The organism is Aureimonas sp. AU40, from assembly GCF_001463785.1.
Lineage (GTDB): Bacteria > Pseudomonadota > Alphaproteobacteria > Rhizobiales > Rhizobiaceae > Aureimonas.
This window is the reverse complement of sequence record NZ_BBWL01000009.1, coordinates 17,686-30,633: the sequence shown is the minus strand read 5'-3', so window position 1 is coordinate 30,633 and position 12,948 is coordinate 17,686. Positions and strand designations below refer to the sequence as shown.

The following is a 12,948-nucleotide window of genomic DNA, read 5'->3' as shown; positions in this document are numbered from 1 at the left end:
TTACCCTGATGAACACGCTTCTCGCACTCATCGCGCTGGCACTCTACGCCGGCGTTGCGCAGTGGCTGAACAGACCAGGCGAAAGCGGCGTGGATCTCGGCCTCGTCGGCGACACGGACATGGCGGCCGTCGTGCAGTATCACCGGTGGCTGCTTCCTGCCTTGATCGCCGTTCTGCCGCTGCTTCGGCTTTTCGTCGGGCGCCTCACCCTGCATCTGGGCGCGCTCTCGGCCGAAAAGCACGGCGAGAGACAGGCGGCGAACGCGGCTCGCCGCTCCCGCTGACTGCCACGCGCGGGAGCAACCGCGCCGCGATGTCCGACACCGTCTTTCCCAACAGCAGGAGAATTGCGTTGAGATTTGTGTGCCGCCTTGCCCGCTTTCTGATCACGGCCCCGATGGTGTTGGCCACTTGCGCTTCCGTGCTGGCAATCCAGACGAGCGCGACCCAGACGCCTGATCCCGACAGCCTGTATCGTCAGATAAGCAACCAGCTTGGCGTTCTCCAATACTGCATCGGCAAAGGCTTCCCCTCACAGGGTACCGCAGTCATCTACGAGAGCTTCCTCGCTTCGCTGCCCGCGCCCGCCGATCCGGCGACAGCAGCTCTCTATCGAAAGAAGGGGGCGGAAGGCGTCATCTACAATGGCGAGGACAGCCAGATCGCCGTCGAGCAGATGGCGGAAGGCGTAAGCCAGACGCTGCAGGAATACTGCAAGTCCGATGACGAGAACGCCGAGGCTCTCAAGGCCGCGCAGTAGCGCCGTCGGCCTGCGCACCCGTCAACATTCACAAAACGGATAGGCGCGCCTTCGAGCCGTCCCCGTTCTCTCGATGAGACCACAAGAGGATTCCCTATGCCGCTCGTCCGTGCCGTTCTCCTCGCTTCGACCCTCCTCGTCCTGCCGATGTCCAACGCCTTGGCGCAGGGCGACGGCGGACTGGCCGAGCGCCGGGCCATCGCGGCCTATTCGAAGGATGTCTGGCCGCCTCTCGAACGAGCGATCCACGAGTCTGCCGGCTTTCCCGTGCCCGTGACGCTGGACCTGAAAAGTCTGGCTCCGCCCGGCTCAGCGGAAAACTACGCAAGCGACGACTACCTGCGCAAGCCGATCATCGATCCGTTGATCAAAGCTCTGTCCGCCATCTCCTCCGACGACATCGGCAAGCAAGCTTTGAAGGACAGACTGACATCAATCGTCATTACTTATGAAGAGGCAAGCGCGCCGAGCTCGAACTATCAGGAGGGCGTCGGCTTCTCGGGTGGTGTGCTGACGCTGAACTGGAAGCCGTTCACGAACGTGGACGACCTCGACCCGCGCGTGAAGGCCATCACCACGGTTCTCGAAGCGAATCTCTGATCCGCGTCCAGCCGGGGCATTCCGTTCGGCGAGCCATGCCATGCCCATCCTGAAACAGGTCGCTAAGATCGTCCTGGCCCTGATCGTCCTGGCCATCGTCTTCGTGGCGAAAGGCGGCGATGTGCCCTCGCTGCTGCGCGACATTGGCCTGCGGGGGGCGGCGCGGTCCGGCGCCGAACCCTCGGCTGATAACGTGGACGACCTTGCGACCAAGCTTGGCGCCTTCGTCACCTGCATCAATCGCGTCGATGCCGCGATGCGGGCGAACTACGATCGGTATCGCCAAAGCTTTCCGGCGGCCTTCGAAGGCGGGCCGATCCTGCATCGCAGCTTCAAGATCGCGCCCTACGAGGTCGACAACGGTTTCTCCCGCGACTGCGCTGCGGGCCTCAGGGCGGCAGGTCGAGCGACCCCGCACGATCCCGCGCTCGACGAGCTGGGCCTCCTTTATGCCGATGCGCTGGAAGCGCTTGTACCGGTCCTGAACCGGACCGACGATTATCTCGAGCAGGAGACCTATCGCGACGACGACTGGCACGGGATGCGTGCGGACCTGCATCCCAAGCTCGTGGCCCTGTTCGGGCGGTTTCTCGATGTCTCCGACCGGATGCGCGAGGTCGTTGCCGCCGCGAACCTTGTGAGCACGCGCCTCGAACTCGTGGAGATCGAGCGTCGCGAGGGGCGCGCGTATCGATGGCATGCGCTGAACCTGATATACCAAGCCCGACTGAGCTTTGACGAGACGCGGCAGGCCATTCGGGACGGAAAGGTCCGTGTCCCGCACGTCGTCAAGGCCGAACGCGCCTTGGAGGACGCGCTTCAGGACGCCCGCACCTACATGTCCGCGCACTCGTCGGTGACGACCTCTCTTGGGAACAAGCCCGTCCTGTTCCATATCGAGTCGCGCGCCGCAGACCTTCTCGCGGCGATCAAGACGGTGCGGCGCAACACGGCCCATGGCGATCCGGGAACGGCCGACGCGGACCTGGACCATATGACGCAGGCCTTGAACGGCCTCGTGGACGATTTCAACATGCGCGCCGGCAATGGCCAATAAGCCGCTGCATCCGGCCCGAAGCGTTGCGTTCACAGCTCCATTCCCGCCGGCGAGCTTCGACCATTCGAGACGGGTCTTGTCTATCGCCACACCAGGGAGGCATTGTCGAGCATCGTCAGGAAGGTTCTTTCAATCCTTGGTGGCGGCACCGGGAGGGAGGATAAGCCGCCTTCCCTGCTCTTCGACGACGGCTCCGAGTTCGAGGACGGGAACACGATCGGCCGGGCCGAGAACCTCGCGGTTTGCCGCGCGATGGATGACGTCATCGAGGCGGAAGGGGAAAAGGAGATCGACCTCACGGCCGACAGACGGTCGCAGGCCCTCCCCGCGATCAGCGTTCGCGCGGCGATGAGCGTGACGGGCGGAATGGTGGCGACGCCCACCTTGATGAAACTGTAGGACGCGCCCCAGAGGGTGGCGAGGGCGAGCAGCATCAGGAGGCTGACGAGAAGGCGCGGCTGGTGATCCGCCATATCGGGACTCTCGAAAAAAGGAGATGACGATACCGAGGAGCCTTGGAGCGCTCGGCAAAACCTTGTGGCATCGGCTGGTCGGGTTGTTTGTCCGCTAACTTCGTCGCGAATGTTTAAGCCTGCGCCTTCGCATCGCTCGATCTTCGCTTTCCATTCTCGAACGAAAATCCCTCGAACATCCCTGCCAAGAGGCCTTGCCCCGGCTCTTAACCCGGCACCCGTGCCGGATGCTTCGGTCTTGGCCGAAGCGTTGTGGCCTGACAAGCCGGCGCGTGCCGCCTATCATCTCCGCCCATGATCGATCCTCCGACCGGCAACACGATCGCGAAAGCAGCCTTTCTGATGGGCGATCCCGCCCGCGCCAACATGCTGGCAGCGCTGATGTCCGGCGAAGCGCTGACGGCGGGGGAACTGGCCGCCCATGCCGGCGTCACCGCGCAGACCGCGAGCGGCCATCTCGTCAAGCTTGCGGAGGGCGGCCTCGTCGCCACCCTGCGGCAAGGCCGGCACCGCTATGTCAGCCTCGCCTCCCCCGCCGTCGCGCAAGCGCTGGAAGGGCTGATGGCGCTCTCGGGCACATCGCCGTCAAGCCGCAGCGGGTGCGGGGGCCTCGCGATGCGGCGATGCGCCTGGCCCGATCCTGCTACGATCATATCGCGGGCCGTCTCGGCGTCGCGATCGCCGACGCGCTCCAGCGGCGGGATTTCGTCCGACTGGAGGATGGCGTCGGGCTGGTCACCGACGAAGGCGCGCGCTTCCTCGCCGCGTTCGGGGTCGACGTCACGTCACTGTCCAGAGGCAAGCGCCCGCTCTGCCGGTCGTGCCTCGACTGGAGCGAGCGCCGTCCGCATCTGGCGGGCAAGCTCGGCACCGCTCTCCTCGAGCGCTCGGTGGAACTGGGCTGGCTCGTGCGCACACCGAAAAGCCGAACGCTGCGGATCAGCCCGGCCGGCGAGCGCGGCTTTCCGGAGACGTTCCGTTGCGAGCAGGTCTGGCTTAGCCCATCCGCGCGGGAGATGAAGGAGCCCCTGCCTGTTGCGGGAGATTTTGTCGAGGCGCCTGTGGAACCCGCTAAGCAGCGGACCGGCGCGCCCTCGGCCTGATCGGCCAGGGGTCAGCATTTCGAGACCGTCGGAGCACCCGCCGATTCGCCCTATGGCAAGATGCCTTCTCACCATCCGCGATGCGAAACACGACGGGCGAACGAGGCGAGAGCGCGATCCCGAGTATGTTCCGTCACGGCTCCCCTGTTAAAACCCTTCCAGCGCGCGCGAAACACTTACGTTCTCGCGATGTTCCCCTATATGTACACGACCTGACTTTTGAGAGAGGCACACGGATGCGGGCACCGAACTACAATTTCGAGCGTCAGGAGCGCAGCAAGGCCAAGGCCGCCAAGAAGGCCGAAAAGGCCGAGTTGAAGGCCTCCAAGCGCCAGACCGAGACCCGCACGAAGGAAGAGGCCGATGAGCGGCCCGAACCTCAATCCGATGCGGCGGACTAGCTAGCCCCAGAAGGGGGAACCCCATGGTCGATTCCAAGACACAGAGCCCGAGTGCACCGAAGAAGGCGACCGAAGAGCCCTACGATCCAGAGTCATTCGCGCGCAAATACGGTATTCCGCCCGGCGAAGCGAAGACGATCATCAAGCGATACGGGCCCTCGCGCAAGAAGCTCGACTCCTACATGGCCGCACGCCAGGCGTGAGGCCTCCTCCCAGCCCTGCCGCGAGCCGGGGCTGGGCTTTTTCTTTTCCAACGCAGCCTCCTTTGCGCGAAAAATCCGGCCGGGATCGAACCAATGGCCGCCCAATCGCTTTACCGGACAGGGCCAGCGAGCGCCCGTCAGCAAGGAGGCCTCAAGTCTTGGACAAGAACCGTATCGAAGGCGCCGCGAAGAACTGGGGCGGGAAGCTGCAGGGTTCGTTCGGGGAAGCCGTGGGCTCCGACCGGAACGCGGCCGAGGGCCGGTTGCGCCAGGCCGAGGGCACCGCGCAGAACCTTTATGGCGAAGGCCGCGACGCCCTGCGCGAGGCCACGCACGAAGCGTCCAAATACGCGGCGAGCCTTTACGAGAACGCCGGCTCCTACGCTCAGGAGGGCCAGAAGGTCATGCGACGCAAGGTCCATGACAATCCGCTGTCGGCCCTGCTCGTCGCCGGCCTTGTCGGCCTGTTTCTCGGGTTGACGCTGCGCGACCGCCACTAACGAATTTCCGATCCGATGCCAAAAGGCGCGCTCGTTCGAGCGCGCCTTTCTGTTTGTGGTCTGCCCGGATGTCAGGCGCTCAAGCGCTCGAAGTCGCTTTCCAGATCGAGGTCGATGCCCTTGGCGGGCCGAACCGGAGCGGCCTTGGGGGCGACCTTGGAAAGCGCCGGCTTGAGGGCGGTAACGTTCGCTGCCCCGGTGGCCTCGGCGGCAGGCGCTTTGGCCGCGCTCCGATGGCCATGGTCATGGCCGTCGAGCTTGAAGAAGCTCGCGCGCTCCTGCAGCCGCTGCGCTTCCGCCGAGAGCTGTTCGGCCGTCGCGGCCATCTCGTTGGACGCGCCGGCATTGCCCTGCGTGACCTGATCGAGCTGCGTGATCGCCTGGTTGATCTGCTCGACGCCGATCGATTGCTCGCGGCAGGCCGCCGAGATTTCCGAGACGAGTTCGGCCGTCTTGCGAATATCCGGCACCAGAGTTCCCAGCATCTGCCCGGCCTCTTCCGACACCTGCAGCGTTTCGGTGGACAGTGTGCCGATCTCGGCCGCCGCCTTCTGCGAGCGCTCGGCGAGCTTTCTCACTTCGGAAGCGACCACCGCGAAGCCCTTTCCGTGCTGGCCAGCGCGCGCCGCCTCGATCGCCGCGTTCAAGGCCAGGAGATCGGTCTGCCGGGCGATTTCCTGCACCATCGCGATCTTCTCGGCGATCGTGCGCATGGCGTCGACCGAACGGGTGACGGCCATGCCGCTGCGTCCGGCCCGCTCTGCCGCCTGCACCGCGATCTTTTCGGTAGTCGTGGCGTTCTCGGCGGTGTGGCGGACATTGGCGGCCATCTGCTCGATCGCGGCCGAGGCCTGCTCGGAAGCCGCCGCCTGTTCAGTGGCGCCCGACGAGAGCTGTTCGGCGGCCTGCGCCGACTGGGCCGAGCCGGAAGAAACCTGCGCAGCCGAGTTCACCACGTCGCCCACGATCTCGCGGAGCCGCAGCGTCATCGCCGTGGTGGCCCGGTAGAGGTCTCCGAACTCGTCCCGGTCCCGCACGTTCTCGACCTCGGTCAGATCGCCCGAGCCGATCGTCTCCGCCATGGCGAGGGAACGCTTGAGGCCGCGCGAAAGGGACCAGGCCATCCAGAGCGCCGCCATCACGCCAACTAGGACGGCCAGAACGCCGAAGCCGATCAGGAGAAGACGGGTAGAGGCGAAGGCCTCGGCGTCGCGAGCCGACACCGCCTCGGCGCCGGCCTTCTCGGCCGCGGTGAAGCGGGTCAGCTCGTCCTGCAGCTGAGTCAAAACCGGGGCGATGTCGTTGCGCAGGATCTGGCCGGCATGGAAGGTCGAGTTCGCGACGCCGTGCGCCAGCAGGGCTTCGGTCTGGGGCTTGAACTCGGCCCAGAGCGTCTTGACGCGAACGAACGCGGGCGGATCGATCTTGGCGACGTCGAGCGCCTTGGCGAGGCGCGCCAGCTTCTGGTCGATCATCTGCGTGAAGGCGCGGGCGTTGTCGGCGAGCTTGGCCAGCTCCGCGTCGTCGGTTTCCGACAGGCTGCGGATCAGGATGCGGCGGAAGGTCGGCACGTCGGCGCGCAGCTGGCCGGCGGTGGTGATCGCCGCTTCCGGTCCGTTCAGGAGAACGATCTCGTCGCGAAGGCTGCCCATGGACAGATCGAGCCGGCCGCCGATCGGCTGGATCGCGGACCGGTCGAGCTCCGATGCGCGCGTCGCGTCGTTCTGCATGGCGAGGTCGGAGGCCTTGCGGGCCAGCGCATCGAAGCGTTCCAGATTAACCTTGAACGCGTCGATCTGCGCGGCCTGAACCGGCGACCCGCTGGCGCGGAAGGCTTCGATCTGACCGAGCGCCGACTTGTAAAGCGTGTCGTATCGCGCCCGGCCGTTGGCGATGTCGGCGTCGACATGGGAGAGGATCGTGTCGCCCGCCACCTGCTGGGCCTGGGCGACGGTTTCGCGCAGTTCGGAGAGCTTGGCGCTCCGGTCGAAGGGGCCGGCCACGAAGGCGTTCATGCGTTCGTTGCCCTCCGACAGCTTTTGGATACCGAGCGTGCCGGAGACGGCCGCCAGAACGAGCACGGCGCCGAAGGACATGAAAAGACGGGTGCGGATACGCATGGGGATCGTTCCTGAAAAAGGCGGCTAGCGGGCGGCGCGCGAGGCGAGAAGGGCGGGAACGTCGTCCGGTCGCACCAGAACGAAGGGAATCCAATTCAGCGGCTCGACGGCTTCGCCGGCCATCATCTTGCGCGCGATCTGAACGCTGAGAGCACCTTGGGCCGGGCCGTCCTGAAGGATGGTCGCGGAGAGATCGCCGTCCTTCATGGCCGCCAGACCGCTGTCCGTCGCGTCGATGCCGGTGATCACGGCCTTGACACCGGTCGGCTTCAGCGCGTCGATAGCGCCGAGCGCCATGTCGTCATTGTTGGCGATCACGCCGCCGGGATGCAGTCCGCCATCGAGGAAGGACTTGACCAACGCCTGCGCTTCCGCCCGGTCCCAGTTGGCCCCCTGCTCTTCCAGAAGTTCGATGCCGCGGCATTCCGGCTTGGCCAGGACCTCGTGAACGTAGCGCGTCCGCGCTCTGGCGGCGGGATGGGTCAGCTCGCCCAGAAGCACGACCACGGAGCCCTTGCCGTTCATGAGCCGGCAGGTTTCCTCGGCCTGCAAGGTTCCCGCCACGCGCTCCTCGGAACCGACATAGGCCACGCCGTCGCCCAGAAGCGCGTGGTCCGGCTCGTGGTTGACGAAGACGATCGGGATCTTGGCGCTGCGGGCCATCGCCGTCGTTTCGGCTTCCACTCTGGCGCTGATGCCGAGCACGATCAAGGCGGAGACGCCATCGGCGATCTGCTGTTTCACATTGGCGATCTGCAGCGTCTCGTCGTTCTGGGCGTCGGTCTTGGAGATATGCAGCCCGGCGGCCTTGGCGGCGTCCTCGATCCCCTTGCCGATGGTGATGCGGAACGTGTCCGTGGTGACCGGCATCGCAAGGCCGATCGTCTGCGCCAGGACCGGCGAAACGAAGGCCGCCTGAAGCAGAAACGCTGCCAAGAGGCGTGGCACGGGCCGCGTTCGGGCGAGAGAAAGCAACCGCATGGCGAAGTATCCCTTGTGCTTGCATCGGACAGACGAAAACTGTCTGTTTCGATACAAACACTAGCCGCCTTAGCATTCTCCTCCCTCGTTCCCGCACTTTACGGTTAAAACGAGAGTATCCCTTCCAGAGTATAAAGGCGCAGGCTTCGAACCCCGCCAGACATCCGCTAGGACGACAGCGGAGCCCGGCGAACGCCCGCTTGCTCGCGCGCCTACCAGAGCGCGGCGTGGCGGTTGACGTCCTTGTAAAGGAGGTAGCGGAAGGGGCCGGGGCCGCCGGCATAGCAGGCCTGCGGGCAGAAGGCGCGCAGCCACATGAAGTCGCCCGCTTCGACCTCCACCCAGTCGGCGTTCAGCCGGTAGACCGCCTTGCCCTCCAGCACATAGAGCCCGTGCTCCATGACATGGGTTTCCATGAAGGGTATCGTGCCGCCCGGCTGGAAGGTGACGATGGTGACATGCATGTCGTGGCGCAGATCCGCCGGGTCGACGAAGCGCGTCGTCGCCCAGGCGCCGTCGGTCTTGGGCATGGGCGTCGGGGCGATCAGCTTCTCGTTAGTGAAGATCGGCTCTGGCGCCTCCAGGCCCTCCGCCGCTTCGTAGCGCTTGCGGATCCAGTGGAAGGTCGCGGCCGTCTGGCCCTCGTTCTTCACGGTCCAGGCGCGGCCCGCCGGCAGATAGGCGAAGCCCCCCTCCTCCAGCCGATGCGCCTCGCCGTCGAGCTCGACGCTGATCTCACCGGAGACGACGAAGAGCGCGCCCTGCGCTTCCGCGTCGGGCTCGGGCCGCGTGCTGCCGCCGCCCGGCTGCACTTCCATGATGTATTGCGAGAAGGTCTCGGAAAAGCCGGTCATCGGCCGGGCGATGATCCAGAGCCGCGTCTTCTCCCAATGCGGCAGGAAGCTCGTGACGATGTCGCTGTAGACGCCGCGTGGGATCACGGCATAGGCAGTGGTGAACACGGCCTTGCCCGACAGAAGCTGGTCCTGCCCCGGCAGGCCGCCGGGCGGGGAGAAATAGGTGCGCTGGGTCATGGCCGATCTGCCGCCTTGGTTGCGAGGACGCTCGCCGAGGCGGTCTGAGCCGAGCCGCCCCGTTCGGGTTTCGCACCCCTTATAGCGCGCCGGGCTCGATTCGCCCGCCGCCGCTCCCGGCGCCGGCCCACCTCTTTCTTGCCGCTTGCACCTGCTTAAGGCTATGCCTCGCGCCGCTAGAGGAGACGCATTGCCATGGCCAGTCCGCGCCCGCCGATCGACCACATCATCGCCAGCGAGATCGGCGCGCGGCCCGAGCAGGTCGCGGCCGCCGTCGCGTTGCTGGACGGCGGCGCCACGGTGCCCTTCGTCGCACGCTACCGCAAGGAAGCGACCGGGGGCCTGGACGACACGCAGCTGCGCACGCTGGAAACGCGACTCGCCTATCTCAGAGAGCTGGAATCGCGGCGCGACACGGTGCTGCGCTCGATCCGCGACCAGGGCAAGCTGACGCGCAAGCTGGAGGGCGCGATTCAGGCCGCGACGACCCGCGCGACGCTGGAGGATCTCTACCTCCCCTTCCGCCCCAAGCGCCGCACGCGCGCCGACGCCGCGCGCGAAAAGGGCCTGGCGCCGCTGGCCGAGCGCATCCTGGCCGATCGTTCGCTCGACCCGGCAAAGCTCGCCACGGCCTTCCTCTCCGACCAGGTGCCGGATGCTAAGGCGGCGCTGGAGGGCGCGCGCGACATCGTGGCCGAGACGATGAGCGAGACTCCGGTGCTGGTCGGCGCGATCCGCCGCCATCTCGTGGACAAGGCGCGCATCCGCGCCCGCGTTGCCAAGGGCAAAGAAGAGGCCGGCGCCAAGTTCTCCGACTATTTCGACCATGAGGAGAAATGGGCGAGCGCGCCGAGCCACCGCGTGCTGGCGCTGCTGCGCGCCGCAAAGGAAGGCGTCGTCTCGCTCGACATCGAGGTGGACGCGGACGATCCCTCCCCGGTGAAGCCGGTGGAGGCGATGATCGCGCGCGAGTTCCGCGTCAAAACCTCCGGCGGCACGCCGGGCGACGACTGGCTCATGGGTGTCGCCCGCTGGGCGTGGCGGCAGAAGATCCACGCCTCGCTCTCGGCCGAGATGATGGCGACCATGAAGGAAGGCGCCGACGCCGAGGCGATCCGTGTCTTCTCGCGCAATCTGAAGGACATTCTCCTGGCCGCGCCGGCGGGGCCGAAGGCCACGATGGGCCTCGACCCCGGCATCCGCACCGGCGTCAAGGTCGCCGTGGTGGACCCGACCGGCCGACTGGTGGAAACCGCCACCGTCTATCCCTTCCAGCCGCGCAACGACGTGCAGGGCGCCATGGCGGTGCTGGCCGGCCTGATCGGCAAGCACAAGGTCGAGCTCGTCGCCATCGGCAACGGCACCGCGAGCCGCGAGACCGAGAAGCTCGCCGCCGACGTGATCGCCGCCCTGCCCGGCGCCAAGCCGACCAAGGTCGTGGTGTCGGAGGCCGGCGCCTCGGTCTATTCCGCTTCCGAGATCGCCTCGCGCGAATTGCCGGGCGTCGATGTCTCGCTGCGCGGCGCGGCCTCCATCGCGCGCCGGCTGCAGGACCCGCTGGCCGAGATCGTGAAGGTGGACCCCAAGGCCATCGGCGTCGGCCAGTATCAGCACGATGTCGACCAGCCCGCCCTGTCGCGCGCGCTGGAAACAGTGGTGGAGGATGCGGTGAACGCGGTCGGCGTGGACGTGAACACGGCCTCGCCCGCGCTGCTCTCGCATGTCTCAGGGATTGGCCCGACGCTCGCCGAGGCCATCGTCGCCCATCGCGACAAGGAGGGTCCCTTCAAGACCCGGCGTGCCCTCCTCAAGGTGCCTCGTCTCGGGCCGAAGGCCTTCGAGCAATGCGCCGGCTTTCTGCGCATCCAAGGGGGCACGGAGCCGCTGGACGCCTCGGCCGTTCACCCCGAAGCCTATCCCGTGGCGCGCAAGATCGTGGAAGCCTGCGGGCGGGACCTGCGCTCGCTGATGGGCGACGGCGCGACCTTGAAGGGGCTCGATCCCCAGCGCTTCGTAGGAGACGGGTTCGGCCTGCCGACCGTGCGCGACATCCTGGCCGAGCTGGAAAAGCCCGGCCGCGATCCCCGTCCCGCCTTCCGCACGGCGACCTTCACGGACGGCGTCAATGAAATCTCCGATCTCCAGCCCGGCATGATGCTGGAGGGCACGGTGACCAATGTGGCGGCCTTCGGCGCCTTCGTGGATATCGGCGTGCATCAGGACGGTCTCGTCCATGTCTCGCAGATCGCCGACCGTTTCGTGAAGGACCCGGCCGACGTGGTGAAGGCGGGTCAGGTCGTGCGGGTGCGGGTGCTGGAGGTCGATGCCAAGCGCAAGCGCATTTCGCTGTCCATGAAGACGCAGGTCGAGGCCGGCGCGCCGCCTCCGCGCCGCGAGACCGAAACAGGGACCAAGCCCGGCCAGCGGCCGGAGCGGCGCGAGGCGAAAGCCGCCCCGGCCCCGCAAGGCGGCGCGCTCGGCGCGGCGCTGGCGGAAGCCTTCAAGCGCCGCTGACGCCCTTCCCTGCCTTCCTTCTGGAGCCAGTGCGGCGAATTCGAATTCACCGCACTGGTCCCGGATCTTCAGAGACCAACCCATTGTCAGATGGCGAAGCGGATCCGCTTTGCCTGCAAATGCTCTCAAGCGAGGTCGCCGCGTGGCGAACGCCTATCCCAATCCCGACCCCGCGCTCTGGCCGCGCTTCGGCGCTCTTTCGTCCTGGCACCGCCTGTCGCTGCTTCTGCGCGACCGGCGCTATCGCCGCCGCGCCGCCTCGGGCGACGGGATCGAATTGACCGAGGCCAAGCCCATGGCCGCCCCGCCCGGCCCCAGCGACATGGTGCTGCTCGCAACGGTGAAGGACGGCATGGCGACCCTTCCTTCCTTTCTCGCGCATTACCGCGCTCTCGGGTTGCGTCATTTCGCGATCGTGGACGATGGCTCGGCGGACGGCAGCCGCGCCTTTCTGGACGCTCAGGCCGATGTCGCCGTCTTCACCTCCAATGTCGGCTTTCGCCAAGCCGAGGGTGGCCTTCTCTGGCGCGACAGGCTGGTGGAGCGCTTCGGCCGGGGCCGCTGGTACGTCTCGATCGACAGTGACGAATATCTCGTCTTTCCCGGCTGCGAGACGCGCGAGCTTTCCGCCTTCGTGGCCGATCTGGAGCAGGCGGGGCTGAAGCGCGCTCTGGCGCCCATGCTCGATCTCTATCCCGAGGGGCCGATCGGCGCGCTGGAGCCGCCCGAGAACCCCGCCGCCGCGCCGACCGAAATCTGCCCGCTCTTCGACGGGTCGCATTACAGCGTGGACGACGAGAAGTTCTGCACCTCGATCCGGGGCGGACCGCGCAACCGGCTGTTCGGCATCACGATGCGGATGACCAAGTTTCCGCTGGTCTTCGCCGATGACGCGCTCGCCTTCGCCGGCGGCAGCCATCACGGCCCGCTGCCGATCACCCGCAATTTCGCCCCGCCCGACGCGGTGCTGCTGCACCACAAGTTCGCGCCGGGCGCGGTGGAGACCTTCCGCACGATCGCGGAGCGCGGCACGCATTTCAACGGATCGCAGTTCTACAAGACGATCCTGGACAGCGGCGATTTCGGGCCTCAGACGGATTTCCGCTATGAGGGCTCGGTGCGCTTCAGCGGCTCGGAAGACCTCGTCCGGCGCGGCTTCATGCGCGATATCCGAAACTGATAGGGCGGCCCGAAGGCCGCCC

Annotated in this window: 13 protein-coding genes and 2 pseudogenes; 11 read left to right on the top strand and 4 right to left on the bottom strand. The window is 66.6% G+C overall.

What is annotated here, in order from left to right; translation table 11 throughout:
• The first annotated feature begins 8 nt into the window (after positions 1-8).
• From AUL32_RS03395 to AUL32_RS03380, 4 genes are all read left to right on the top strand, one after another.
• Positions 9-284: a hypothetical protein gene (locus tag AUL32_RS03395; RefSeq protein ID WP_062111767.1), complete on the top strand. Its 276-nt coding sequence runs from the start codon at positions 9-11 to the stop codon at positions 282-284.
• A gap of 29 nt (positions 285-313) precedes the next feature.
• The gene (locus AUL32_RS03390) at positions 314-760 is read left to right on the top strand and encodes a hypothetical protein (protein WP_062111765.1); all 447 of its coding nucleotides are present in this window, start codon (positions 314-316) and stop codon (positions 758-760) included.
• Positions 761-856: 96 nt separating this feature from the next.
• A complete protein-coding gene (locus AUL32_RS03385; RefSeq protein ID WP_062111763.1) occupies positions 857-1,360 on the top strand; it encodes a hypothetical protein in 504 nt (167 codons plus the stop codon).
• Positions 1,361-1,400: 40 nt separating this feature from the next.
• Complete coding sequence (locus AUL32_RS03380; RefSeq protein ID WP_062111761.1) at positions 1,401-2,417, top strand: DUF3829 domain-containing protein; 1,017 nt, start codon at positions 1,401-1,403, stop codon at positions 2,415-2,417.
• Positions 2,418-2,736: 319 nt separating this feature from the next.
• Here AUL32_RS03380 and AUL32_RS24965 read toward each other — a convergent pair.
• Positions 2,737-2,890: pseudogene (locus AUL32_RS24965) on the bottom strand (EamA/RhaT family transporter); the annotation flags it as partial.
• 294 nt (positions 2,891-3,184) lie between these two features.
• On the opposite strand from AUL32_RS24965, the pseudogene AUL32_RS26370 reads away from it, so the two are divergent.
• The 5 genes and pseudogenes from AUL32_RS26370 to AUL32_RS03360 all read left to right on the top strand — a co-directional run.
• Positions 3,185-3,343: pseudogene (locus tag AUL32_RS26370) on the top strand (ArsR/SmtB family transcription factor); the annotation flags it as partial.
• Between the two features lie 170 nt (positions 3,344-3,513).
• Positions 3,514-3,993 carry a hypothetical protein gene (locus AUL32_RS26365; RefSeq protein ID WP_306302885.1) on the top strand — a complete coding sequence of 160 codons (480 nt, stop codon included), beginning with the start codon at positions 3,514-3,516 and terminating at the stop codon, positions 3,991-3,993.
• Between the two features lie 236 nt (positions 3,994-4,229).
• Positions 4,230-4,394, top strand: coding sequence for a hypothetical protein (locus tag AUL32_RS25540; protein WP_187301309.1), 165 nt, complete (start codon positions 4,230-4,232; stop codon positions 4,392-4,394).
• 23 nt (positions 4,395-4,417) lie between these two features.
• Positions 4,418-4,597, top strand: a complete 180-nt coding sequence (locus AUL32_RS03365) for a DUF3606 domain-containing protein (protein WP_061974918.1) — start codon at positions 4,418-4,420, stop codon at positions 4,595-4,597.
• 158 nt (positions 4,598-4,755) lie between these two features.
• Positions 4,756-5,097 (top strand): CsbD family protein, encoded by a 342-nt coding sequence (locus AUL32_RS03360; protein ID WP_062111757.1) that lies wholly within the window; start codon positions 4,756-4,758, stop codon positions 5,095-5,097.
• Positions 5,098-5,168: 71 nt separating this feature from the next.
• Here AUL32_RS03360 and AUL32_RS03355 read toward each other — a convergent pair whose 3' ends face one another.
• From AUL32_RS03355 to AUL32_RS03345, 3 genes are all read right to left on the bottom strand, one after another.
• A complete protein-coding gene (locus tag AUL32_RS03355) occupies positions 5,169-7,217 on the bottom strand; it encodes a HAMP domain-containing methyl-accepting chemotaxis protein (RefSeq protein WP_062111755.1) in 2,049 nt (682 codons plus the stop codon).
• Positions 7,218-7,241: 24 nt separating this feature from the next.
• Positions 7,242-8,198: a substrate-binding domain-containing protein gene (locus AUL32_RS03350; RefSeq protein WP_082659226.1), complete on the bottom strand. Its 957-nt coding sequence runs from the start codon at positions 8,196-8,198 to the stop codon at positions 7,242-7,244.
• A 212-nt stretch (positions 8,199-8,410) separates the two neighbouring features.
• Positions 8,411-9,232, bottom strand: coding sequence for a bifunctional allantoicase/(S)-ureidoglycine aminohydrolase (locus AUL32_RS03345; protein ID WP_062111751.1), 822 nt, complete (start codon positions 9,230-9,232; stop codon positions 8,411-8,413).
• Positions 9,233-9,427: 195 nt separating this feature from the next.
• On the opposite strand from AUL32_RS03345, the gene AUL32_RS03340 reads away from it, so the two are divergent.
• Positions 9,428-11,746: a Tex family protein gene (locus AUL32_RS03340; RefSeq protein WP_062111749.1), complete on the top strand. Its 2,319-nt coding sequence runs from the start codon at positions 9,428-9,430 to the stop codon at positions 11,744-11,746.
• A 142-nt stretch (positions 11,747-11,888) separates the two neighbouring features.
• Positions 11,889-12,926, top strand: a complete 1,038-nt coding sequence (locus tag AUL32_RS03335) for a glycosyltransferase family 2 protein (RefSeq protein ID WP_062111747.1) — start codon at positions 11,889-11,891, stop codon at positions 12,924-12,926.
• Positions 12,927-12,948: the final 22 nt, after the last annotated feature.

Bases quoted from the DNA above. Each gene is read 5' to 3' on its own strand.
- AUL32_RS03395 (WP_062111767.1), top strand. From the start codon at position 9: ATGAACACGCTTCTCGCACTCATCGCGCTGGCACTCTACGCCGGCGTT.
- AUL32_RS03390 (WP_062111765.1), top strand. From the start codon at position 314: ATGTCCGACACCGTCTTTCCCAACAGCAGGAGAATTGCGTTGAGATTT.
- AUL32_RS03385 (WP_062111763.1), top strand. From the start codon at position 857: ATGCCGCTCGTCCGTGCCGTTCTCCTCGCTTCGACCCTCCTCGTCCTG.
- AUL32_RS03380 (WP_062111761.1), top strand. From the start codon at position 1,401: ATGCCCATCCTGAAACAGGTCGCTAAGATCGTCCTGGCCCTGATCGTC.
- AUL32_RS26365 (WP_306302885.1), top strand. From the start codon at position 3,514: ATGCGCCTGGCCCGATCCTGCTACGATCATATCGCGGGCCGTCTCGGC.
- AUL32_RS25540 (WP_187301309.1), top strand. From the start codon at position 4,230: ATGCGGGCACCGAACTACAATTTCGAGCGTCAGGAGCGCAGCAAGGCC.
- AUL32_RS03365 (WP_061974918.1), top strand. From the start codon at position 4,418: ATGGTCGATTCCAAGACACAGAGCCCGAGTGCACCGAAGAAGGCGACC.
- AUL32_RS03355 (WP_062111755.1), bottom strand. From the start codon at position 7,217: ATGCGTATCCGCACCCGTCTTTTCATGTCCTTCGGCGCCGTGCTCGTT.
- AUL32_RS03350 (WP_082659226.1), bottom strand. From the start codon at position 8,198: ATGCGGTTGCTTTCTCTCGCCCGAACGCGGCCCGTGCCACGCCTCTTG.
- AUL32_RS03345 (WP_062111751.1), bottom strand. From the start codon at position 9,232: ATGACCCAGCGCACCTATTTCTCCCCGCCCGGCGGCCTGCCGGGGCAG.
- AUL32_RS03340 (WP_062111749.1), top strand. From the start codon at position 9,428: ATGGCCAGTCCGCGCCCGCCGATCGACCACATCATCGCCAGCGAGATC.